The organism is Bacillus sp. M13(2017) (assembly GCF_002218325.1).
Taxonomy (GTDB): domain Bacteria; phylum Bacillota; class Bacilli; order Bacillales; family Bacillaceae_G; genus Bacillus_A; species Bacillus_A thuringiensis_K.
Genome location: NZ_KZ268501.1, coordinates 298,813 through 322,631 on the forward strand (window position 1 = coordinate 298,813; position 23,819 = coordinate 322,631).

The following is a 23,819-nucleotide window of genomic DNA, read 5'->3' on the forward strand; positions in this document are numbered from 1 at the left end:
TGTAACGCCTCCAAAATTTAAAAACTTATAATTATAATATATAACAATAATGTTGCTTAAAGTAGAGAAAATAGGCTAGAAATAATTTAAATTATTTCTTTTCTATACATAAATAATTAAAGTTAGTAAAATGATGAAAGTTATATGCGAGAAAAGAGGGTTTTTAGTGAAAATGAATAGAAGAAAACTAGTTTCAAATATTTCAATGGCTATGTTATTAGTTGTTTTAATTGCATTCATATTTATGGATAAAGAATCTAAAATTAAAGGTTTTCCAGTACCAATGTCAGCAATTCATATTAACGATGATAAGGAAGAGGACTATCAATATATAAGTGTAATGCCTATTACAAAGGCCAGTGGATGGGAGAGCTTAGGGGAAAACGGGCATACTGTTACTTTTAAAAAAGGGGAGAGGAATGTAACTGTAATACATTATCCGGGAGAACTAACGTTTTATTTATTTGAGAAAAAGGTGAATATGGGAGATAAGATAAAGATGTAATTCGTTAAGGGTTACATCTTTTTTTGATTCTGAATTATTTGAAATAAAATTAGATAGATGGTTTGATAGATGTAGTGATAAATATGATAAGTTCTATATGTTGATAAAAAGCATCGAAGAGACCATAAAAACATTATGTAAATTAAAAGTTGTAAGTGGAAGATAAATTATATCTTAAGGGGGAATTAAAAATGTTACTAAAAACAATTTACTGTGAAGTGGAAGAAGAGAAAAAAGAGTTATTTTCAAACGCACAAGAAAAATGGCGCGATATACAGCATCTAGATGGATTTCATGGACAATTTGGTGGATGGAATAAAGATGAGGCATGTGTATTTACTTTATGGGAAAATCGAAATGCATATCAATCATTTATGAATGGTGCTCACGATACAATTTATTTAAATAGTAATCAAGAGGATACGTTTCTTTCATGTGAAATTGAATTATTTCAAACGTTGTATGATATAACTGATACGCATTTAAAAGACGTTGTTACAGAAGGATCATTCGTAAGAGTTGCTATATGTGATGTAAAGGTGGAAAAGGAAAATCATTTTTTACATAAGCAAGAAACAATTTGGAATAAAGGAATGGAAAAAGCAAAAGGAATGTTAGGTGGAGTAGTTGGGAAGTCTTTAAAAAATGAAAATCGTTACATAGTGTTAACGTATTGGAAAGATGAAAAGACGCATCAACATTATGTGGAAGAGATTTTCCCAGATTTATATAAATTAGCTAATATTCATGAAGATACAGAAGAGATAAAAGGAAAACAAGCTGTATGTAAGGAAGAATGGCTTGTATATTAAACAAAGAAAAAGTGCATAAATGAATGTATAATAAAGATATTTTCTTATAAACAAGTAATTAATAGAAGACGTTATATACCCTTTCATGTTAATATATTTAAGTTATAATAGGAGGCTTACCCTTTTGTATTGTACGGTAGAAGCAGTGTGAGCTTGAAATTTTTTTAGAAAAGGATGTGCCTAATTTGCGTATCAATAAATTTATTAGTGAAGCTGGAAAAGCGTCTCGACGTGGAGCGGATAAACTAATTAATGAGAGAAGAGTAATTATTAACGGTAAGGTTGCAAAAATTGGTGACCAAGTGAACCCAGGTGATGATGTACGAGTAAATGGAGAGCAGCTTCGAATTGCTCGAGATCATGTATATATCGCTTTAAATAAACCAGTAGGTATTACATGTACCAGTGAAAAAGCTGTAAAAGGTAATATTATCGATTTAGTGAACCATCCTTTACGAATTAGTCACATTGGTCGTCTTGATAAAGACTCAGACGGTTTAATTTTGTTAACGAATGATGGTGATATTGTTAATGAAATTTTACGTGCTGAAAATAAACATGAGAAAGAATATATCGTTTCAGTAGATAAGCCTATTACCCCTGATTTCTTAGAAAAAATGGCAGCTGGTGTGAAAATTTTAGGAACGAAAACACTTCCTTGTGAGATCACACAGTTATCAAAATATGAGTTCAAAATTATTTTAACACAAGGGCTAAATCGTCAAATTCGTCGTATGTGTGAAGCTTTAGGTTATCAAGTATACACGTTAAAACGTACGAGAATTATGAATATTGAATTGAATAATTTACCCGTTGGACAGTGGAGAGATTTAACGAAGAAAGAGAAAAGACGTCTATTTGCAGACTTAAATTACGAACCACAAGATTGGTAAAATTGTGAAGTGAAACCAAAAAAATTTGGTTTAACTTTTTTAAATTAAATAAATAATTTTTTTAAACACTTGCAAAAATAAAATGAATAAGATATATTAAATAACAATAAATGGATGTTTTACAAAAGCGAAGAAAAGGACACGAGTTATTTTCCCCGGTTATACAGAGAAGGAAGGAAAGCTGAGAACTTCCTAACGCAGAAAAATAACTTACCACCTTAGAGCTGCACTAGGGAAACGAAGTATCTAGTGCCGTGTAAGCGACGTTATCGCAAAAGAAGCCATTATGTTTTTTGTGATGGGAATCTGGGTGGAACCACGGATATAAGCATATTCGTCCCTATATTTAGGGATGAATATGCTTTTTTTGCATTCAATTTCATAATAAGCGAAGAAAAGGACACGAGTTATTTTCCCCGGTTATACAGAGAAGGAAGGAAAGCTGAGAACTTCCTAACGCAGAAAAATAACTTACCACCTTAGAGCTGCACTGGGGAAATTAAGTATCTAGTGCCGTATAAACGACGTTACCGTAAAAGAAGCCATTGTTTGTTCACAATGGGAATCTGGGTGGAACCACGGGTATAAGCACGCTCGTCCCTATTTTAGGGATGAGTGTGCTTTTTATTATGAAATGGAGAGATGAAAAATGAAAGAACAAATGATTGAAATTAAATTTCCAGATGGTAGCGTGAAAGAATTTGTAAAAGGAATTACTTTAGAAGAAATTGCGGGATCCATTAGCAGTAGTTTGAAAAAGAAAGCAGTCGCGGGGAAAGTAAATGATGGATTATATGATTTACGCCGAAATATTGAAGAAAATGCGGAAGTGGAAATCATTACTATAGATTCAAATGAAGGGGTAGAAATTGCAAGACACTCAGCAGCACATATTTTAGCGCAAGCTGTAAAAAGAATGTATGGTGATATAAATCTTGGAGTAGGGCCTGTTATTGAAAATGGATTTTATTATGATATGGATCTTCCAAGTAGTGTAAACATGGAAGATTTACGAAAAATCGAAAAAGAAATGAAAAAGATCACAAATGAAAATATAAAGATAGAACGAGTTGAGGTTTCTCGAGAAGAAGCAGCTAAACTGTTTCAAGAAATGAACGATCTCTTGAAATTAGAACTTTTAGAAGCAATTCCTAGTGGGGAAAGTGTAACACTATATAAACAAGGGGAATTTGTAGATTTATGTAGAGGACCACATTTACCATCTACAGGTTATTTGAAAGCATTTCAATTAACTCACGTTTCCGGTGCATATTGGCGAGGTGATAGTAATAACCAAGTGCTTCAGCGTATATATGGCGTTGCATTCTCTTCTCAAAAAGAATTAGAAGAGTATTTACATTTCGTTGAAGAAGCAGCAAAAAGAAATCATCGTAAGTTAGGCAGTGAGCTTGAGTTATTTATGTTTTCTGAAGAGGCTCCGGGGATGCCATTTTATTTACCGAAAGGACAAATGATTCGTAACGAATTGGAAGCATTTTTAAGAGAAATTCAAAAAGAGTATAAGTATCAAGAAGTACGCACTCCGTTCATGATGAACCAAGAAGTATGGGAGAGATCAGGGCACTGGGGACATTATAAAGATAATATGTATTTCTCTGAAGTAGATAATAAAAGTTTTGCATTAAAACCGATGAACTGTCCAGGGCACATGCTTATGTTTAAAAATAAATTGCATTCTTATCGTGAATTACCGATTCGTATGTGTGAATTTGGTCAAGTACATCGCCATGAATTTAGTGGTGCATTAAACGGGTTATTAAGAGTACGTACTTTCTGCCAAGATGATGCACATTTATTTGTAACTCCAAAACAAATTGAAGATGAAATTAAATCAGTAATGGCGCAAATTGATTACGTATATAAAACTTTTGGATTCGAATATGAAGTAGAGCTTTCTACTCGTCCAGAAGATTCAATGGGTGATGATAAATTATGGGAGCAAGCAGAAGCAGCATTAGAAAATGTATTACAATCGCTAAATTATAAATATAGACTAAATGAAGGTGACGGTGCATTTTACGGGCCGAAAATTGATTTTCATATTAAAGATGCTTTAAATAGAAGTCACCAGTGCGGAACAATCCAGCTTGATTTCCAAATGCCAGAGAAATTTGATTTAAATTATATAGATGAAAATAATGAAAAGAAAAGACCAGTTGTTATTCATCGGGCAGTTTTAGGTTCATTAGATCGCTTCTTAGCAATATTAATTGAGCACTTTGGAGGTGCGTTCCCGGCATGGGTAGCACCAGTTCAAGTGAAAGTAATTCCAGTTTCAAATGCAGTACATGAACAATATGCCAGTGAGGTTGCACATAAATTAGCACAAGCTGGGATTCGTGTTGAACAAGATGCACGAGATGAAAAACTAGGATATAAAATAAGAGAAGTACAAATGCAAAAAGTACCGTATGTTCTTGTTATTGGCGATAAGGAAATGGAAAAAGGAGCTGTAAATGTACGTAAATATGGGGAAGAGAAGTCAGAAGTTGTTGCGCTAGATGTGTTTGTGGCAAGTATTGAAGAGGAAATAAAGAATAGAAAATATTGATTGTAAAGAACACACACTCTTAGAAATTAGTGTGTGTTCTTTTTTATCTTACAAAAATGTAAGGTAAATGTAAGCGAAATCGAGGGAACGAGTTGTAGAAAAATGAGAATATGAAGTAGGAAATAGGAAATAGATTCATGTTAAGGGTGTAACTCTTATTGAATGAATAATTAAAAAATTATTAAGGATTTACATGACAAAATAATAAGAAATATGTGAGAAATTAATTTTATACAAAAGGGATGGAGTGAAAGAGATGTCAGCAAATGTAGTTACTGTAGAAAGTGTAGAAAAAACGTATGGAAAAAGAAATGAGAATCAGTCAAAAGCATTAAGGGGTGTATCGTTAAGTATTAAAGAAGGAGAATTTGTCGGGATCATGGGACCTTCTGGGTCTGGAAAAACGACGTTACTTAATGTGATAAGTACACTTGACCAAGCGACAGGTGGTAGTGTGACGATAGCTGGTACAAATATTACTTCTATGAAGGGCAATGCGTTATCTGATTTTCGCTCTCAAAAATTAGGTTTCATTTTTCAAGATTTTAATCTACTAGAAAACTTATCAATTTATGAAAATATAGCTTTACCACTTTCTTTGCAAGGCGTACCATCAAGTGAGATTACTGGGAAGGTAAATGACGTTGCGAAGAAATTAGGCATCACTGAAATTTTAAAAAAATATCCGACGGCTGTTTCTGGAGGACAAAAGCAAAGAACAGCGGCAGCACGAGCTTTAGTACATAATCCAGCAATTGTATTAGCAGATGAACCGACAGGAGCGCTTGATAGTAAAAATGCAAAAAGTTTATTAGAAGCGATGCAAGATTTACATGAAAATCACAATGTAAGTATTTTAATGGTTACACACGATGCATTTAGTGCAAGTTATTGTGAGCGTATTTTATTTATTCAAGATGGTCTTCTTTATAAAGAATTAAATCGTCAAGGCACTCGAGAGAATTTCTATCAAGACATTTTAGGTGTGCTCGCTCATATGGGCTCAGCTGCTGAGTCTAAGTAGGGGGCGAAACTATGTTATTTAAATTATCACGTCATAGTATGAAAAAGATGTTAAAAGATTATATGGTTTTACTTATTGGCCTCGTTATTAGTATTAGTATTTTCTACATGTTCCAAACGATGGCGATGAATAGTGAATTTACGAAAGATAATAGCCTAATTAGTAGTATTAGACTCGTCTTTTGGGTAGGTGCAATACTATTATCTTTCATTACTGTATTTTATATTATATATGCCAACTCTTTCTTACTCACGTTAAGAAGAAAAGAACTCGGTATGTACATGATGCTTGGTGCAAAAAAGAAAAAAGTAGCACAGTTATTATTTATTGAAACATTCGGTATGGGTATTGTCAGTATTATTATCGGTATTTTAGTAGGGATGTTACTTGCAAGTGTAGCAGGAAACTTTTTAATGAATGGAATGGAAATTTCAGCAAAAGGTAGTTATGCATCTGTATACACACCAGCAATTTTAGTTACAGCTATTTTCTTCTTAATACTATTTTTCATTACTGGCTTAATGAACGGTGTCCGATTGTTACGTAAAACTGAACTAGAGTTAATTCGTGAAGATGAAACACTAGATGAAGTGAAGAAAAGTAAAACTCGCATTATAATAATGACAGTACTTGGTGTATTACTAGTAAGTACAGGGTACTATTTTATGATCAATGTAAAAATATATGCTGAATTAGGTTTTATTATAGCAACCATCGTTACAACACTTGGAACATATTTTATCTTTAGTTCATTACTCCCATTTTTTGTGATGAAAATTAAGGGGAATAAAAAACGAAATGAAACGGGCTTAAATAGTTTTACATATGCACAGCTACGCTTTCGAGTAAATAGTTTATCGAGAGTATTAGGTACTGTAGCGATGTTAATTGCATTAGGCGCAGGTGCGATGACGGCAGGTATGGCTTTCCAAAAAAATGTAGGTATTATGACAGACCTTTCTCGTGTATATGATGTCGTAATTCATGATCCAAATGATCAAGATAAAGCAGCCTTAAAAGAAATGGAAATTGTTGAAGAAAGCAAGTACAACTATAAAGTAGATGGGGAAGCGGTTTATTACTTACGTAATGATTTAACAGCGAAACCACCACTTGTTTCAGACCATTTTGATACGAAAACTTTAAAAGAGCCTGCGCGTAAACGGGTGGCTGAACCTTTAACTGAACCTATATATTCTGCTTTGGAAGCTCCTGAAGTAGCAAAATTTCCTCGTATGCCAAAAGATTGGGAAGATGCGATTGTAAGAGAGATACAAATTACACATAATCAATTCAACGGAAAACCTGTAAGAATTGCAGATGAAGCGCATTATAAAGGAATTCAAGGAACAGAACACACTGTAACATTAGCAAAAGTAGATGATATGAAAAAGTATAAACCGTTATTGATTGAAATAGATAAGAGACAAAAAGAACAAATTGAAAAAACAACAGGTACAAAAGTAGACATATTTACGAAAATGACAATTTATCAGTTAACGAGCAGTTTCATGAGCGGAACAATGTTTATGGGATTTTTCCTCGGAATTGCCTTTTTAGCAATGATGGCGAGTTCCCTTATGTTCAAAATATTAACAGGTGCTTCTCGTGATGTACGCCGTTATGAAATGTTACGAAAAATCGGTGTAAGACGCAGTATGTTAACGAAAAGTATATATAAAGAAATTTCGTATTTATTTATCTTCCCAGCGATCATTGGCATTTCTCACGTTTTAGTTGGGCTTAACTTATTCAGCTTTATATTAGTTGACCCGTTTGTGAAAGTGTGGGTGCCAATAGGAATCTTCTTAGTCATTTATTTTATGTATTACTGGATAACTGTTCAACTTTATAAAGGTATGGTAATGCCGAAAGAAGAAGTAGCTAAATAGTTTATGAAAAGAGTCCTTGTGTTGAGAATAAGGGCTCTTTTTTATGTTTTTTATAAATAAGGAAAAGATTGGATAATGGTTGAAAAATATAATATTATTTCTAATAAATTACTAAAATGATAATGTTTTAGTAAGAGAAACGATCTGAAGTATGAAAGAAATACTACAGTTAGTTGGAAACAAAGTGTATGCACGTTTTTTCTAGGGAATATTTTAGAGCGAATTAGTTCTATAATTGCTGGAATCATTCTTTCTATAGAGAGATAGAAAGAATAAAAAAGATAGCTGAAAACAAATTGTTTTCAGCTATCTTTTTTGTTTAATTTAGTGATGTCCAGCTAGTAGAGTAAACGCTATTATTAGGAGAAAACCACTAGTTGCCCACATTAGAAATGTAAGGAAAGAGAGCTGTTTCTTAGCTTTCCAAAGCATTTCATGAATTGTGACATATCCAAGTGAACCGATAGCACTTCCCATAATGAGGCCTTGCAGGTGAAGAGCTTTTCCTTCCATCAAAATTCCAAAAACTGTGCCAGTACCGAGAATAAGAGAAAGTAATAAAGTCGTTAATAAAAAGGAAATATATTTATGTTTTGTAAAAAGAAATGGAATAATTAAAGCTAATCCTTCTGGAATATGGTGAACGACAATTGCTATTAAAAAGGGAATGGCAGAGTCATTATGATTTATAAAAGCTGTACCTAACGCAAATCCACTAGGTATATTATGAATAAATATAGCGAAAGAGAGAAAAAGGAAGGTTTGCCATGCTTGTTGATCTTTTTTATGTATCATTGGATGGTGACAATAGTTATCTAATAAGCTCATAACTAAAATACCGATAGCTATACCAAGTATAGGCCCAACTATTTCGTAGCTTGAAAATGTTTCAGGAATAATTTCAAGGGATAAAAGCCCAAGTAAAATACCACCACATAATGCGTATAAACGATGCATCTTTTCTTCAATAAGTTGGCGTGTTGCTACTCCAACAGCACCTCCTAATAGTAATCCACCGAACGAAAAAAATGTTACAATCATTGGAATCCATAAACGTTCCATAGTATCACACTCCGATTCTATTCCCTTATTTTTAGCTTACGAAAAGGAAAGTTAGATTAGTCCAAGTAATTGTGTTTGATTATAGAGAAAAAAGTAGTGATTCGTTATAATTTATATATTAATTTTAAGTGAGAAAATGAAAAGGGGAATTGGTTATGCAACAAATTAAAAAAATAGGAAACTCATTTTGGTATATGACACCTGTTTCTGAAACAGATAGACCTATCTTAGGAATGGTCGTTGGACAAAAAAAAACGTTAATGATTGATGCAGGGAATTCAGAAGAACATGCACAATTATTTTTAGAAATGTTAAAAGAACAAAATGTATCGATTCCTGATTTTGTAGCACTAACGCATTGGCATTGGGACCATATTTTTGGATTATCCGTATTACGGAATGCATTAACTATTTCGCACGCTGAAACGAAAAAAGAAATGCAGGCAATAGTATCTTATGAATGGACAGATAAAGCGTTGGATGCACGCGTAAAAGAGGGTACTGAAATTGAATTTTGTGCGGATTGCATCAAGAAAGAGTTTGAAGAAAAAGCGAGAAATATTAACATTATTCCTCCAACCTTAACGTTCCAGGGGCAAATGGAATTAGACCTTGGTGAAGTGACATGCGTGTTAAAACATGTGGGCGGAGATCATGCACATGATTCTGTTGTTATGTACATAAAAGAAGAAAAGATATTGTTTTTAGGAGACTGTATATATGCAGATATTTTTTCTTCGAAGTGGAACTATACGACGAAAAGAACGTTTGCATTAATAGATGAATTAGAGAAATTTGATGCTGAGACATATATTCTTTCTCATGGGACAGCTATAAATCGAGAAGAGTTTTTACAAGAAATTCATTTGCTAAAAACAGTAGGAACATATACAGAAGCTTATAAAGGCGATGAAGAGAAGATAAAGGCAGCGTATAAACAAGAGCTAGATAGAGAATTGAATGAAGATGAGCTAGAAACAATAACGTATTTTGTCAATGGTTACGAAATGAATAATCTGTAAGACACTACATTAATCAAATATAATTAAATTGCACAAAAAGAGTATTGAAATTTAATTCAATACTCTTTTTAATAGTTAAATATCTAGTTACAACCAATTTCTAAAATTAGGGCTCGTTATCTGAAGTTATATCACTTTATAGGGGTTCAGATAGAAGCTTTCTTTGCTAATTCAGTAATATACTCAAAGAAAACATCATGTTTTACATCATAAACGACATTTACAGGTCGTCCATCAGTAGTTTCCTCTGTACGTCCTTGGCTTGGTCCGTATGTATGAACGATACTATTAATCGTTTCAGTTTTTGCAAGGCTAGTGTTTCCGACAAAAGCGGTAGTTAGTACATCCCATAAATAGTAAGTAGAGTTCGTTGAGAAGTGAATGAGAGGGGGGACCATTGCATAGCATTGACCAAGGAAATCCATACCAATATACTTTCGCTCTTTTGCCCACTGTTCACGTATGTTTATAGTTAACGGAACTTGGTTTGTACTTTCTAGTGTCACTAAGTCGATTTTAATTTTTGCATCCCATACACGAGCCACCGCTTCAGGGTCCCAAAACGAATTCCACTCAGCTGTTCCATCATGCTCTGGTTCATGTACATTGCCAGCTTTAAGAAATGTACCACCCATCCAAACAAGGCGTTCAATTTGATCTTCGATTATGGGAGCTTCATATAATGCACGAGCAAGGTCAGTTAGGGGCCCGGTAAATAATAAAGTTGTTTTTTCTTCCGTTTGTAGAAGCGTTTCTATTAAATGATGATGCGCAGGTTTTGCCGCCACGGGTGTTACAACTTTTCCAGACTCATTTAAAATTGGTAAAGCATCTACATAAAATGCATGCATCCGCCAGTCTTTCGGAAACGGGTTTTGCCCGCGAGAGTTTGAAGCGGCTACGGCAATATTACCTTTGCCGAAGCGATCGATAATTTTACGACTGGCAGACATTGCGGGTTCTAAATAGCAGTCTGCTGGGATAACAGATACACCGGTAAGCTCAACGTTTTCCATTTGAAGTAATAAAAATAATGAAATTAAATCATCTACGCCGCCATCATGATTGAAGTACACTTTTTTCTTCATTGTAATCTCCATCCTATATGATTTAGTTAGAAATTAAATATGAATTGAGGAGAAGTCATCAATAATTTCCACAACTTCAATTTCTCCATTAATCAGTAGTTCAGGAAGCTCATTTCTAATATTTCCTTTCCAATACTCTCTAGCTTGTTCGAATTTTTGAGAAAAAGGAATACCATCTTCTTTCGGTAAAAGATTACCGTCACCTTCAAAAGAACTTCCGATTACTCGTAGTTTAACAATCTGTAAAACTTCTCGATTGTAAGAATCAAATAATGCTTTCCATTTTAAAGCATCTTCATAGCTTTTAGCAGCATATAAGCAAGATAACCTGGAAGGGTATTTAGGGAATTCTTGTAGTCTAACCATTTCTGCAATTGTTTCTCTAACTGTTTGATCTATATAACTCATAATTACTTTAGCATTTTCATTATTTATATGTAATTCTTCATTTTTATAGTGATTATTTAAAATTTGTATGCCATCTTCACCACTAGCATTTAATTGTTCTCTTTCAAAAAAGAAGTGATATAGAGTATTGTGTTGATTTTTGTTAACAGGAATGATTTGTCCGATATGCATTTTTTTCTTTGTTACAATATGATATACGAAAAATTCTTGTTCATTCATGGTTCTCCTCCTAGTAGTAATGTTTAAATTTAGTAATTCAACATCGAAATATATAAAACCTTTATAAGTAAAAGTTAGAATTTGAGATGAAAGTAAAGAGAATATATGAAAACGTTTTAAGTTTGTTCACAAAATGTTCACTTACGAAGGGGTTTCCAATGTCGATATAATGACAAAGAATCAAAGAGAAAGGATGATGAAATTTGCCAACAACAAGAAAGGAAAACCTCCAATTTGGCATGATGATGTGCCTTGGAATGGTTATCGTAATGACGTTTTACAATTTACTAATGAATGAAGCAGGAGGACCAATTTATATTAAAGAGATTGCATTAGAACTATTGATTGGATTTATTATTGCGCTATTAATTGAAATATGTATCGTTGGACCTTGTGCGAAAAAAATTGTATTTATGTTACCATTTGATAAATCTAAGAAAATAAATATTATCGTTGCGATGGCGACAACTATGGTAATCGGAATGGTGTTCTTTATGTCATTTTTCGGTATGACTATGATGCATTTACATGGTGGACTACAAGGAGATTCATTTGTTTCAATTTATGTTTCAATTTTTATTAAAAATTTCATAATGGCATATCCATTACAATTAATTATTATGGGACCGCTTGTGCGTTTCTTATTTGCAAAGTTTGTTATGAAAAAGAAATCTTTTAATGTAGCGTAATTATAATTTGGAAAACATTATATGCAAATAAAAACCACATCTCGCATTTTTGAGGTGTGGTTTTTTGTTCATTCCTAGTTATTTTCATAGTGATGTGACATTTGTCCTTTTGCCATTATAGGATTATAGCTTTTAATTAAGTCAGAAATAAAAGATGAGGAGATGATTTTTTGAAAGGTATTATATTTGCTGTTTTTGCGGGGATATTTATAACACTTCAAGGAACCTTTAATGCGAAACTTAGTTCACATATCGGTATATGGTCGACGAGTATTATAACCCATTTAATTGGATTCATTATTGCAACAACTGTATTTTTGTTAAAGAAAGAAGAGAAAATAACGGATTTAAAGAGTGTGAAAAAAATATATTTAGCAGCGGGTGCATTTGGTGGATTCATTATTTGTGCAGAAACTATGGCGATATATTCATTAGGAGTTACATTGACAGCTGGTACACTAATGGTTGCTCAATTGTTAACGGCAACAGTTATTGAAATGAAAGGACTGTTTCATATAAAAAAGATACAGATGGAGAGATATCATATTGTGGGAACAATAGTAATGATTATAGGTATTGTTGTATTTAATATGTGAATGAAAGGGGGGAAATGAATATGTGGGATAGATCAAGTTTAATTACGCATTATTTAAAAAACAATAAAACGCTCGAGTTATTTTCAGAAATAGATACAGCGTATTTTCAAATAAATCACTTTGAAAAAGGCGAGCTTATTTGCAATATAGATGACGAAATGGATCGTTTATATTTTGTTGTTAAAGGTAAAGTAAAAGTTTATACGATTACACCTGAAGGGAAGAAACTAATTCTTCGCTTTATCAATCCATTGGCCATTGTTGGTGATATTGAATTAATTCAAAATAGCAAAGCACATAATGTCGTTGAAGCTTGTTCAGATGTTGTAGCAATCTCTATTTCTAATACGGTTATTAGAAACAAGTTATTACATGATCCTATATTTATGAAGTTCTTGCTTAAAAACATTGCGAACACGTTAAAAATATCGACTCGTTTTACTGCTCTTAATTTACTGTATCCTGTAGAAGTACGTGTAGCTAGTTATTTACTTTCAATTTCAACAGATAGTAACGGGAATATGTATAAAGGGGATTTGGATGCAACTTCGGTAACGAGTATTGCAGATTTTATAGGGGTAAGTTATAGGCACGTAATTCGGGTATTACAAAGATTTTATAATGAAAAACTAATTGAAAAGAGTAATGGAGTTATTGTAATTAAGGATTTTTCTAGAATGAAGGAAGTCGCTAAAGATAATATATATGAGCAATGAAAGGGAGAGGAAGATTTTGATTGGATTTAGTTTAGCCATATTAGCAGGAATATTAATTAGCTTACAATCTGTTTTTAATGCAAAAGTAAATGAAAATGTAGGACAGTGGTTAACGACTACATGTGTCCTTGGAATAGGTCTCATTAGTTCTATTCTATTTTATATCATTACAGAAAACAGTAGTAACATTAAAGTGTATACTACAAATTATTTGTTTTATGTAAGTGGACTGTTTGGCATCGGGTTAATTATTTGCATAATGGGTGCAATAAAGAGCTTAGGTCCAGCATATACGGTGCTAATTAGTCTTATTACTCAATTGGTTGTTGCGTTATGCATTGATACATTCGGATTATTTGGAATGGAGAGCATTCCATTACAAGTAAATAAATTAGTTGGTATAGGTTTATTAATTGTGGGAGTAGGAATTTTTAAAAATCTATTTTTGAATAAGAAAGCTATTCATATAAATGAGGATAGTGTCTAAAGAATATAAAGGGAAAAAGTGTGAATGGTCAGAACTTATACATTTAGATAGTAATAAGTGAGCGATGAGGAGAGAGGATAAATGAATCAGTTAATGTTGCAAGATGGTGTACACTATTTGAAAATCAATGGGGTATTGCATTGGTGTAAAGTTGCAGGGGCAGCTCATAATACAGTTCCTCTCATTATTGCACATGGTGGTCCAGGTGGCAATCATTATGTATTCGAAAGAACACTTGGGTTGAGGTTAGAAGAGAATATGACTGTTGTTTATTATGAACAAAGAGGATGTGGTAGAAGTGAGGCACCACAAGATGACGGTGAGTACTCAATCAATACTCTAGTCGAAGATTTAGAGGAATTAAGAAAGCAATTACATGTAGAGAAGATAAATTTGTTAGGATATTCTTTTGGTGGACAACTTTGTTTAGAGTATGCTTTGAAATATCCGAAAAATGTTGAACAAATGGTATTACAAGCACCATCGTTAGATGATTTAAATGATATGTATACTGTGCAGATAGAAGGTTTTCTACAAGTAACGAAAGGGGAAATGAAAGAAGAAATATTGATAATAAGTAAGTCAGAAATTCCTTTAAAAGAAAGGTATAATCAAGTTTGAAGTATAGTTGATACAAAAGCTGTAGATCGATTATTGTTTAAAAATGAAGAATTTGCAAAGCTAAATCGGAGTCTTTGGGAGGAAAGTCAGTTAAGTAATACAGGGAAGATGAGCAAAGTTATTTTTGGAACAAAATCATCTTTACCGCTTATTGAGCGTATTAAAGGTTTAGAAATTGATACGTGTGTCATAGTTGGAGCGCATGACTATAACACGGGTGTAGGAATGAGTTATAGAATAACGAGACAATTGAAAAATGGTAAACTTGTTATATTTGAAAATAGTGGACATTTCCCAGATATCGAGGAGACGGATAAAGTATGTGAAACGATTATTGAGTTTTTGGAACGATAGGGAGGATCGCTAGTATTTCAGAAAACCCTCAAGCTAAGAGTATACGAAATTTTATACAGTTTTTCGGATAATTCAATAACAAACGAGATCCATAAAATGGAACCAGAATAGAAATTTATAAAAAATGTATAGATCCCTAGAATAAAAAAGGAGGAATTCTTATGAGAGTAAGTGTTCCTCCTTTTCCTTGCTACCAATAATGATACGTTATGTTAAACAGTCATGAATAAGTATTCATCCCTATTTTCATTGTTTATAAGTGTAATTGCTAATGGTACAATCAGGATGATATAGGAATATCATCCTGATTGTGTTTTATGGAACATCATTTCTGATAATCAGTACTGCAATGGGACAAAATAACTTTCTATGAAATTATTTATATTGGAGCTGAAACACATGGATTATATAAGTTATTTAAGAAATATGGTTGGACATGAAAAAGTAATTATGGTGGTCGCAGGTTGTTTTGTGTTGAATGAAAAGAATGAAGTACTTCTGCAATTACGATCTGATAATGGGAAATGGGGACATCCTGGCGGGTTTATGGAATTTGGCGAGACAGTTGAAGATACAGCAAGAAGAGAAGTGTTTGAAGAAACTGGTTTAAAATTAGGAAAACTTGAATTTTTTAATGTGTATTCTGGAAAAAAATACGAAAAAAAGCTATCTAACGGTGATCAAGTTGCCTTAGTGAAATTAACTTATATTTGTAAAGATTTTCATGGAACATTACATACTGATAACGAAGAAAGCTTACAGCTAAAATTTTTTCCCCTAGATAACTTGCCTGAACTATGGCAAAATCAACAAGAAGTTTTCGATGATTTATTAAAGTTTATGAAAATAAAAAACTAATTCCCCCTCCTTTTTTGATATTATTTTACTGCCTATGACGATAATTAGATAAATAATCTATCCTTATGGGCAGCTTATTGTAATTTTTTATTTGGGTTATTTTTCTTCAAAAATGCATTGGATTTTCATAGAAAATTGTGATGTGATGAAAATTTTAGCTAGATGGTTATGAACTGGTACCCCATAATAAAAAAGCAGGAACATTTTGTACATATCAAATATGTTCCTGCTTTTTGTTTTATTAAGATTAACATCTATGACTTAAAAATAAATTTATTGATTTTGAAGTTATGTGGATTGAATTCGATGTGTTTGAGTAGTGGTTTTAGGCAACGAGAATATAACCGAAAATAAAATATTACTAAACGTATATAACTAATGAATACAATGTCTTTTTCAGTTATTAAGTTGTAAATCATTTTATGATAAAATCTTTTACATAATTTAATAAAGGGGTAGTATTCAATGGGTTATTTCTCAAATGGTTTATTAGTTTTGTTTGTGCTAATCGTATGCAGTTGTATATTTTTTGGTTGATAATATAATGAGAGTCTTATATAAAAGAAGTTATCTTAAGTGAGATAACTTCTTTTTATTTTATATTGAGAAGGAATTCTATCTTTCTTATTGAAGTTTGTTCTAGTTATTTTTACATCGATCAGATTTGTGTAAAGGGAATTTTATGAAATATAAACAAGCCAGAGAATAGGGAGTATTTACATGGAAAATAGTATACGCTACACAAGCGAACATCCTGCAGATTTTAATGGATTATTATCCTTATACGAATCTTTAGGATGGAATTCTCTTAAATTAACGGTTAACGAGCTAGAAAGAATGTGTAAGCAAAGTTGGTATGCAATTTATGTTTTTGATGATGAGAGGTTAGTAGGGATGGGGCGTGTCATATCAGATGGAGTCATAACAGGCATTATTTGTGGAGTTGGTGTATTGCCAAAATATCAGTCTAGTGGCATCGGAAAAGAAATAGTGAAACGATTAATCCAGCACTGTGAACAAAACAAGGTTATTCCACAACTTATGTGTGTAGAAAAATTGCAATCTTACTATGAATCTATAGGGTTTGAGGCATTCTCTATTGGGATGACAAAACATATTATAAGATAGAGGTGCTTTATCCCGCTATTTGTCGGGTAGTAAAACCCCACGGATTAAAGTTTCACTTTATATTTTCAGTTTACTCGTACATATTTTCAAACTTCAACATAAAGGAGAATGGCTGTATGGAGATTGCTACAGGAGTAGAAATGTTACAACTTGAATTTCAAGAATTTGTTATTCATCCAATTCTTTTATGGGATGATGAAATGGCAGTATTAATAGATACGGGTTTCCCAGGACAAATTGAAGATATACAAGTAGAGATGGAAAAGGTTGGGGTATCATTTGATAAGTTAAAAGTCGTGATTTTGACGCATCAGGATATTGATCATATAGGTAGTCTTCCAGAATTGTTGCAGCACTGTCGAAGTAATATTAAAGTTTATGCGCACGAACTAGATAAGCCATATATCGAGGGGGATTTACCTTTATTGAAGGACGGAAATGTAGAGAACCGACCAAAAGGAAAAGTGAGTGATACTGTGATTGACGGGCAAGAACTTCCGTATTGCGGTGGAATACTAATTCTTCATACTCCAGGGCATACTCCGGGTCATATTAGTTTATATTTGAAACAAAGCAAAATTCTTATTGCAGGAGACTCTATGTATAGTGTGAATGGGATGTTAGGAGGAATTCACGCCCCAACAACTATAAATATTAAGGAAGCAAAGCAGTCTTTGAAGAAGTATTTAAATTTACATATTGAATCTGTAGTTTGTTACCATGGGGGATTAAGTAAGGAGAATATAAATGTTCAACTTCAAAATTTGTAAAGTTAAAATGGAGTTTTTTGTTAAGTGACGTTGAAGTATAATCTGGTTATTAGTATATAAATAAATTATAGAAGAGCATGTTTGAAAAAATTAAACATGCTCTTTTATTAAAGTAAATCAGTTTAATATGAATGACCTAACCCATTCCAATAAAAAGAAACGATTTCTTGTGCTAATTCATCTATATTTGCCAGAATAGGATTGTGATTTTCATCTTTAAAATTCCCAATTGATAATAAAGATACGAAAGCATGAGCCACAAATTTAGCGTTTCCTTTCGGAATTTCTCCCATGTGCATCGCAGTATCGAGTGCTTTTTCTAGCACTTCATACATATTATTTTCAGCATTTTTTAATTCCTTCAATTGTTCTTCAGATAACGACAGTTTAGCATCTTTCATAAAATTTTTCATATCAATATCCATCGTTGCGTGTAAGTAAACTTTGGCGAAGTCTAATAATCTTTCTTCTAAAGTTTTGTTTGTAGAGAGTATTTGAGACATATTCTCTCGTATACGTATCATCATTTGGGTCATAGTAGCGGTAAATAAATCGGCTTTTGTTGAATAGTAATAGTAGACGGTTGCTTTCGTAACACCACAAACTTTTGCGACTTCATCCATAGAAACGACTTGATAATTTTGTGTAAGAAATAAGCGAGTTGCCACTTCTAAAATGGTTTCTTTTGTAGATTTTGTATTTTTATTTTGCCGTGGCCTTCCGAGAGGACGTTGTTTTTGTTCCAAATCCATTCGCTCCTGACATTTATTCTTGAGATAATTATAACATAATTTTCAATCATTCTTGATTAATTAACCTACCAGTATATATAATTAATAATGAAGGAAAAAAGGAAGGTGGGTTTTTATGAAAAAGCACCCGTTACATATGTTAGGGAGGCTTGTAGCAGGGAAAAATACGCAATGGATCACTTTATCGGTGTGGGTTCTTATTACATTATTACTTTCATTTACGTTACCACAAGTAAATAGTACGAAAGAACCGAATCCAAAAAATTTACCTGAAACAGCTATGTCACAGCAAGCGGAAGCGCTTATGAAAAAAGAGTTTCCGAATAATGCAGGGAATCCGTTGTTAGTAGTATGGTATAGAGATGGTGGATTACAGTCACAGGATTATAAACTCATACAAGACGTTTATAAAGAGTTAAAAGTTAGTCCTTTAAAAGAACAATCAACGTTACCACCATTTGATACAATCCCAGAGCAAGTATTATCAAAAAGTGCATCAAAAGATGGTACATCGTTTGTTACACCGGTATTCTTTAATAAATCTGCTGGTACGGATATATTAAAAGGAAATCTTGAAGAGTTTAGAGAAATAGTGAATAGTAAGGTGGATGAAGATCCATTTAAACAAAAAATAAGTGAATCTGGTTTACATGTTCGATTATCTGGACCTGTAGGTATTCAAACGGATGCAGTTAGTTTATTTAGTCAAGCAGATGTGAAATTGCTAGTGGCTACAGTACTACTAGTGTTAGTTTTGTTAATTTTACTGTATCGTTCACCAATTTTAGCGATTTTACCTATACTTGTTGTTGGCTTTGCATACGGTATTATTAGTCCTACACTCGGTTTTTTAGCTGATTACGGATGGATTAAAGTAGATGCCCAAGCAATATCAATTATGACAGTATTATTGTTTGGCGCTGGAACGGACTATTGTCTATTTTTAATTTCGAGATATAGAGAGTACTTGTTAGAAGAAGAAAGTAAATATAAAGCATTACAACTTGCGATTAAAGCTTCTGGCGGTGCAATTATAATGAGTGCGTTAACTGTTGTACTTGGTTTGGGAACATTATTACTTGCTCATTATGGTGCCTTTCATCGATTTGCAGTACCATTTAGTGTTGCTGTATTTATAATGGGAATCGCGGCTTTAACAATTTTACCAGCACTATTATTAATTTTCGGTAGAGCTGCATTCTTCCCATTTATACCGAGAACAACTTCAATGAATGAGGAGTTTGCAAGAAAGAAAAAGAAAGTCGTAAAAGTTAAAAAATCAAAAGGCTCCTTTAGTAAAAAACTTGGAGATGTAGTAGTACGAAGACCGTGGACAATAATTATGCTAACTGTGTTTGTATTAGGCGGATTGGCTTCATTCGTACCACGTATTCAATACACATATGACCTATTAGAATCGTTTCCAAAAGATATGCCTTCACGCGAAGGGTTTACGTTAATTAGTGATCATTTCTCAGCTGGTGAACTAGCACCAGTAAAAGTTGTTGTTGATACGAAAGGAAAAGAGCTTCCTATTAAACGAGAACTAGAGAAATTGTCTTTCGTAAATACAGTGAAAGAGCCAAAAGAGGGAAAAGAAAATAAGCAAATACAAATGTATGAAGTTTCTTTAGCAGAAAATCCATACTCAATTGAAGCGTTAGATCAAATTCCTAAATTGAAAAGTAATGTAGAAAAAGTATTAAAAGATGCTGGGATTAGTAATGCTGAAGAGCAATTGTGGATTGGTGGAGAAACAGCTTCATTATATGATACAAAGCAAATTACTGAACGTGATGAATCAGTAATTATTCCAGTAATGATTAGCATTATCGCTTTATTATTACTTGTCTACTTACGATCGGTTGTTGCGATGATTTATTTAATTGTAACTGTTGTCTTATCATTCTTCTCAGCGTTAGGAGCAGGATGGATATTACTTCATTACGGTATGGGAGCGCCGGCCATTCAAGGTGCGATACCGTTGTACGCATTCGTATTTTTAGTTGCTTTAGGTGAAGATTATAATATCTTTATGGTTTCAGAAATATGGAAAAACAGAAAGACACAAAATCACTTGGATGCAGTAAAAAATGGTGTAATACAAACAGGTAGTGTTATTACATCGGCAGGTTTAATTTTAGCAGGAACTTTTGCAGTGTTAGGTACACTTCCAATTCAAGTATTAGTTCAATTTGGTATTGTAACTGCAATTGGCGTATTACTAGATACGTTTATCGTAAGACCGTTACTTGTACCCGCAATTACAGTTGTGTTAGGCCGATTTGCTTTTTGGCCAGGTAAACTTTCAAGAAAGAGTGAAGAAATACAAAAGGTGGATGCATAGTTAAAAAAGCCAAGGGTATTTTCCTTGGCTTTTTTCAATATAGTTAATTAATTTTTTGAAGTCAAATCATCAGCTGCAGCGTGATCAGCATCTTCAATTGTTGTTTCGGGCATTCCGTATAAGCCGTTCATTGCTTGTTCTTCAATAGTAAGGTTTGCAGTATTATTATTTTGAATAGATGTAGTATTTTCAGTAATATTTTCTTTTTTATTCATATTTTTGTTATTCATGTATGTATCCTCCAAATTTCATTTGATTTATCTATAGTATGTGGATGGATTTCAAGAAATATGTGAATTGATTCTTACATATGTTATATAATTAAATAAATAATTAGGGTGAAATGTAAACTGTTAGGAGTGAACAATTATGGTGAAAGCAAGGGAAATAGCCTTCTAAAATAAAAAGAAAATTTTAGGAGGCTATTAGAATGAAGTTTCATGTAATTGATAGAGAAGATTGGAATAGAGAGCAGTATTTTGAGCATTATTTAAAGTTGAAATGTACATTTAGTATGACTGTTAATGTTGATATCACGATGTTATTAGAGGAATTATATCAAAAGGGAATAAAATTTTATCCCGTTTTTATATATTTAATTTCTAGAGTAGTAAATAATCATAAAAAATTTCGAACATGTTTTAACGATGAAGGAGTTTTAGGCTATTGGGAGGAAATGATACCGAGTTATACAATCTTTCATAAAGATGATAAGTCTTTTTCAAGTATATGGACGGATTATTCAAGTGATTTCCGCACTTTCTATAAGAATTATGAAGACGATATGAGATGCTATGCTAGTGTTCATGGTTTTTTCACGAAAGAAAATATTCCACCTAATGTATTTCCGATTTCTAGTATACCTTGGACTAGTTTTACTGGATTTAATCTTAATATTAATAATGATGAAAATTTTCTATTGCCAATTATAACTTGTGGGAAATATTTTAATGAAGGAAACAAGGTTATGCTACCAGTTTCATTGCAAGTACATCATTCGGTTTGTGATGGATATGATGCGAGTCAATTTATAGAAGATTTACAGCAGTTAAGTAATACTTGCAACGAGTGGCTTAAGTAATATTTAATTTTTAATTATATAAAGTGAAACTTTAATCAGTGGGGGTTTTGTTCAGCCCCCACTGATTATTAGCCCGACCCCCACCTAACTTCTTTGCTTTCGCTGAATTTTGAGGTGGGGGTCTTACTGCCCAGCAAATAGCGGGATAAAATTGAAAATGAATAAAAGAAGAGAACATGTTTATATTACATGCTCTCTTTTTATTATTCATTAATACTAAGTAATCGTGGAAAATATAGGGTGATTTGTAGTTTAATAGTAAAGAGGGTGATTAGTGTTAATTTTCTTTATTTTTAAAAAATTAAGGATATAAATGTTTTAATAGGGGGTAATAAAGTGAAATTCGTAAGCATTAAAAAAGATGAAATCTTAATTGGGGATATGGCAAAATTGTATTGTAAAGTATTTGAGAAAATAAATTTCAATGAAATGATCGAGCGAATGAATAGGCATATAGAATATACAGGTTTTAAAGGTATAGTAGCAATAAATGATGAAAATGAAGTAGTTGGCTTTACTTATGGTTATCGCTCAATGGAGGGACAGTACTATAATCAATTAATGAGAGAAGCGTTACATCTAGAGCAAGTAGACGAATGGTTACAAGATTGTTTTGAATTTGTAGAGTTAGCAGTCCACCCACAATATCAAAATGAAGGTCTTGGAACGAAATTACATAATGAATTACTAGAAGGGATTCCAAATAGAACGAGTGTTTTAACAACACAAATAAACAATGAAAAAGCACGTTCGTTATATGAAAGATTAGATTGGATAAATGTATTGGAGCCATTTCATCCAAGTACAAATGATGTTCCATATGTAATAATGGGAAAAGCATTAAAAACAAAAGTGAATTGATAATTATGCCATTCACAAAAATGGTTGGTTTGTAATAATGAAGGGGAAAACGAAAATGACGAGAATATCTATAGAAAAAGCTACAATTTTAGATGCTGAGAAATTAACAGAAATAATGAAAAGAACATTTGATGCAGAAGCAAAACAATGGCTATACGGCCAAGATGATGTCATTGATTATAACATTCAACCGCCAGGGTATTCTTCAGTTGAAATGATGGAATATTCCATTGAAGAATTGGATTCTTTCAAAGTTGTAATGGATAAAGAAATAATTGGAGGGATAATAGTTACGATTTCTGGTAAGTCGTACGGTCGAATTGATCGTATTTTTGTAGCTCCTGTTTATCAAGGAAAAGGAATTGGATCACATGTTATGAAATTAATAGAAAAGGAATATCCAAACATAAAGATTTGGGATCTCGAAACATCTAGTAGACAAATTAATAATCATCACTTTTATAAAAAGATGGGCTACCAAATGATTTTTGAATCGGAAGATGAGTATTGTTACGTGAAAAGAATAAAAACAAGCTCAAACAAAGAGAGTGTAGTTACAAATAAAGATATGAAAAATAGTCAATACGAAAACTGTAATTTAGCAAATACAGGGTATTATCAAGTGAATTTAAAAAACAGTTCATTTGTTGGTAGCAATATAATGAATACGAATATGAGTAATTGCAATGTAAGTCAATCAAAGTTTAGAAATATAAATTTTAGAAGTTCATCATATGCAGATTTAAATCTTTCTGGCAGTAAATTTAATTTGGTGACTTTAGGTGGAGTACAATTCAAAAATACAAGTCTCGGAGATGAGAAGGAACCTATTGTATTCGATAAATGTGACTTGGAAGGTAGCACCATAAGTAACAGTAATCTGAAAAATATTGAAATAGAAAATTGTGATATAGCCGGTATGGAAATAAATGGTATTCCAATTGAAGATTTGCTTAATTTATATAGCAAGGTGAAAAGTTAATCATATAGATATAGTTGTTAATCTTTTTGGAAATTAAATATTATATCGGAATAATTATGTAAAAATGACATAAAGAAATA

23 protein-coding genes, 1 pseudogene and 2 other annotated features are annotated in these 23,819 nt (G+C 32.5%); of the genes and pseudogenes, 19 read left to right on the forward strand and 5 right to left on the reverse strand.

Annotated elements, in window-relative coordinates:
- Window positions 1–130 precede the first annotated feature (130 nt).
- The 6 genes from CGQ22_RS07815 (at window position 131) to CGQ22_RS07840 (ending at window position 7,698) form a co-directional block, all read left to right on the forward strand.
- Window positions 131–505, forward strand: coding sequence for a hypothetical protein (locus CGQ22_RS07815; protein ID WP_139032744.1), 375 nt, complete (start codon window positions 131–133; stop codon window positions 503–505).
- A gap of 191 nt (window positions 506–696) precedes the next feature.
- Window positions 697–1,317, forward strand: coding sequence for a YdbC family protein (locus CGQ22_RS07820; protein WP_000925137.1), 621 nt, complete (start codon window positions 697–699; stop codon window positions 1,315–1,317).
- A 185-nt stretch (window positions 1,318–1,502) separates the two neighbouring features.
- A complete protein-coding gene (gene rluF, locus CGQ22_RS07825; protein WP_001222158.1) occupies window positions 1,503–2,210 on the forward strand; it encodes a 23S rRNA pseudouridine(2604) synthase RluF in 708 nt (235 codons plus the stop codon).
- A gap of 121 nt (window positions 2,211–2,331) precedes the next feature.
- Window positions 2,332–2,555, forward strand: a binding site (T-box leader).
- Window positions 2,556–2,592: 37 nt separating this feature from the next.
- Window positions 2,593–2,815 (forward strand) — a binding site (T-box leader).
- Between the two features lie 44 nt (window positions 2,816–2,859).
- On the forward strand, window positions 2,860–4,782 hold the full coding sequence (gene thrS / locus CGQ22_RS07830; RefSeq protein WP_000663060.1) for a threonine--tRNA ligase: 1,923 nt from the start codon (window positions 2,860–2,862) through the stop codon (window positions 4,780–4,782).
- 256 nt (window positions 4,783–5,038) lie between these two features.
- The gene (locus CGQ22_RS07835; RefSeq protein WP_001275722.1) at window positions 5,039–5,806 is read left to right on the forward strand and encodes an ABC transporter ATP-binding protein; all 768 of its coding nucleotides are present in this window, start codon (window positions 5,039–5,041) and stop codon (window positions 5,804–5,806) included.
- A gap of 11 nt (window positions 5,807–5,817) precedes the next feature.
- Window positions 5,818–7,698, forward strand: a complete 1,881-nt coding sequence (locus tag CGQ22_RS07840) for an FtsX-like permease family protein (protein WP_089148499.1) — start codon at window positions 5,818–5,820, stop codon at window positions 7,696–7,698.
- 324 nt (window positions 7,699–8,022) lie between these two features.
- Here the strand turns inward: CGQ22_RS07840 and CGQ22_RS07845 are convergent, their stop codons facing one another.
- The gene (locus tag CGQ22_RS07845) at window positions 8,023–8,760 is read right to left on the reverse strand and encodes a ZIP family metal transporter (protein ID WP_046946324.1); all 738 of its coding nucleotides are present in this window, start codon (window positions 8,758–8,760) and stop codon (window positions 8,023–8,025) included.
- Window positions 8,761–8,915: 155 nt separating this feature from the next.
- Between CGQ22_RS07845 and CGQ22_RS07850 the strand changes: the two genes are divergently transcribed.
- On the forward strand, window positions 8,916–9,782 hold the full coding sequence (locus CGQ22_RS07850) for an MBL fold metallo-hydrolase (RefSeq protein WP_089148500.1): 867 nt from the start codon (window positions 8,916–8,918) through the stop codon (window positions 9,780–9,782).
- A 146-nt stretch (window positions 9,783–9,928) separates the two neighbouring features.
- On the opposite strand, the gene CGQ22_RS07855 is transcribed toward CGQ22_RS07850, so the two are convergent.
- Window positions 9,929–10,882, reverse strand: coding sequence for a nucleoside hydrolase (locus CGQ22_RS07855; protein ID WP_139032745.1), 954 nt, complete (start codon window positions 10,880–10,882; stop codon window positions 9,929–9,931).
- A gap of 21 nt (window positions 10,883–10,903) precedes the next feature.
- Complete coding sequence (locus CGQ22_RS07860) at window positions 10,904–11,497, reverse strand: DUF2441 domain-containing protein (protein WP_089148502.1); 594 nt, start codon at window positions 11,495–11,497, stop codon at window positions 10,904–10,906.
- A gap of 203 nt (window positions 11,498–11,700) precedes the next feature.
- On the opposite strand from CGQ22_RS07860, the gene CGQ22_RS07865 reads away from it, so the two are divergent.
- The 8 genes and pseudogenes from CGQ22_RS07865 (at window position 11,701) to CGQ22_RS07900 (ending at window position 17,716) form a co-directional block, all read left to right on the forward strand.
- Window positions 11,701–12,186 carry a DUF2798 domain-containing protein gene (locus tag CGQ22_RS07865; protein ID WP_061884135.1) on the forward strand — a complete coding sequence of 162 codons (486 nt, stop codon included), beginning with the start codon at window positions 11,701–11,703 and terminating at the stop codon, window positions 12,184–12,186.
- A 170-nt stretch (window positions 12,187–12,356) separates the two neighbouring features.
- Window positions 12,357–12,782, forward strand: a complete 426-nt coding sequence (locus CGQ22_RS07870) for a DMT family transporter (RefSeq protein ID WP_089148503.1) — start codon at window positions 12,357–12,359, stop codon at window positions 12,780–12,782.
- 20 nt (window positions 12,783–12,802) lie between these two features.
- Complete coding sequence (locus CGQ22_RS07875; RefSeq protein WP_061884137.1) at window positions 12,803–13,498, forward strand: Crp/Fnr family transcriptional regulator; 696 nt, start codon at window positions 12,803–12,805, stop codon at window positions 13,496–13,498.
- 16 nt (window positions 13,499–13,514) lie between these two features.
- Window positions 13,515–13,985, forward strand: a complete 471-nt coding sequence (locus CGQ22_RS07880; RefSeq protein WP_061884138.1) for a DMT family transporter — start codon at window positions 13,515–13,517, stop codon at window positions 13,983–13,985.
- A gap of 81 nt (window positions 13,986–14,066) precedes the next feature.
- A pseudogene (locus CGQ22_RS07885) lies at window positions 14,067–14,960 on the forward strand (alpha/beta fold hydrolase).
- 399 nt (window positions 14,961–15,359) lie between these two features.
- A complete protein-coding gene (locus tag CGQ22_RS07890; protein WP_089148504.1) occupies window positions 15,360–15,818 on the forward strand; it encodes an NUDIX hydrolase in 459 nt (152 codons plus the stop codon).
- A gap of 720 nt (window positions 15,819–16,538) precedes the next feature.
- Window positions 16,539–16,946 carry a GNAT family N-acetyltransferase gene (locus CGQ22_RS07895; RefSeq protein WP_089148505.1) on the forward strand — a complete coding sequence of 136 codons (408 nt, stop codon included), beginning with the start codon at window positions 16,539–16,541 and terminating at the stop codon, window positions 16,944–16,946.
- A gap of 116 nt (window positions 16,947–17,062) precedes the next feature.
- Window positions 17,063–17,716, forward strand: coding sequence for an MBL fold metallo-hydrolase (locus tag CGQ22_RS07900; protein WP_089148506.1), 654 nt, complete (start codon window positions 17,063–17,065; stop codon window positions 17,714–17,716).
- Window positions 17,717–17,838: 122 nt separating this feature from the next.
- Here CGQ22_RS07900 and CGQ22_RS07905 read toward each other — a convergent pair whose 3' ends face one another.
- A complete protein-coding gene (locus CGQ22_RS07905; RefSeq protein ID WP_000436039.1) occupies window positions 17,839–18,462 on the reverse strand; it encodes a TetR/AcrR family transcriptional regulator in 624 nt (207 codons plus the stop codon).
- 121 nt (window positions 18,463–18,583) lie between these two features.
- On the opposite strand from CGQ22_RS07905, the gene CGQ22_RS07910 reads away from it, so the two are divergent.
- On the forward strand, window positions 18,584–20,815 hold the full coding sequence (locus CGQ22_RS07910) for an MMPL family transporter (RefSeq protein WP_089148507.1): 2,232 nt from the start codon (window positions 18,584–18,586) through the stop codon (window positions 20,813–20,815).
- A 47-nt stretch (window positions 20,816–20,862) separates the two neighbouring features.
- On the opposite strand, the gene CGQ22_RS07915 is transcribed toward CGQ22_RS07910, so the two are convergent.
- On the reverse strand, window positions 20,863–21,045 hold the full coding sequence (locus tag CGQ22_RS07915; RefSeq protein ID WP_001060656.1) for a DUF4021 domain-containing protein: 183 nt from the start codon (window positions 21,043–21,045) through the stop codon (window positions 20,863–20,865).
- Between the two features lie 200 nt (window positions 21,046–21,245).
- On the opposite strand from CGQ22_RS07915, the gene catA reads away from it, so the two are divergent.
- The 3 genes from catA (at window position 21,246) to CGQ22_RS07930 (ending at window position 23,739) form a co-directional block, all read left to right on the forward strand.
- Window positions 21,246–21,896: a type A chloramphenicol O-acetyltransferase gene (catA, locus tag CGQ22_RS07920; RefSeq protein WP_000668527.1), complete on the forward strand. Its 651-nt coding sequence runs from the start codon at window positions 21,246–21,248 to the stop codon at window positions 21,894–21,896.
- A 336-nt stretch (window positions 21,897–22,232) separates the two neighbouring features.
- Window positions 22,233–22,757 (forward strand): GNAT family N-acetyltransferase, encoded by a 525-nt coding sequence (locus CGQ22_RS07925; RefSeq protein ID WP_000673978.1) that lies wholly within the window; start codon window positions 22,233–22,235, stop codon window positions 22,755–22,757.
- Between the two features lie 37 nt (window positions 22,758–22,794).
- Window positions 22,795–23,739 (forward strand): GNAT family N-acetyltransferase, encoded by a 945-nt coding sequence (locus tag CGQ22_RS07930; protein ID WP_139032747.1) that lies wholly within the window; start codon window positions 22,795–22,797, stop codon window positions 23,737–23,739.
- Window positions 23,740–23,819: the final 80 nt, after the last annotated feature.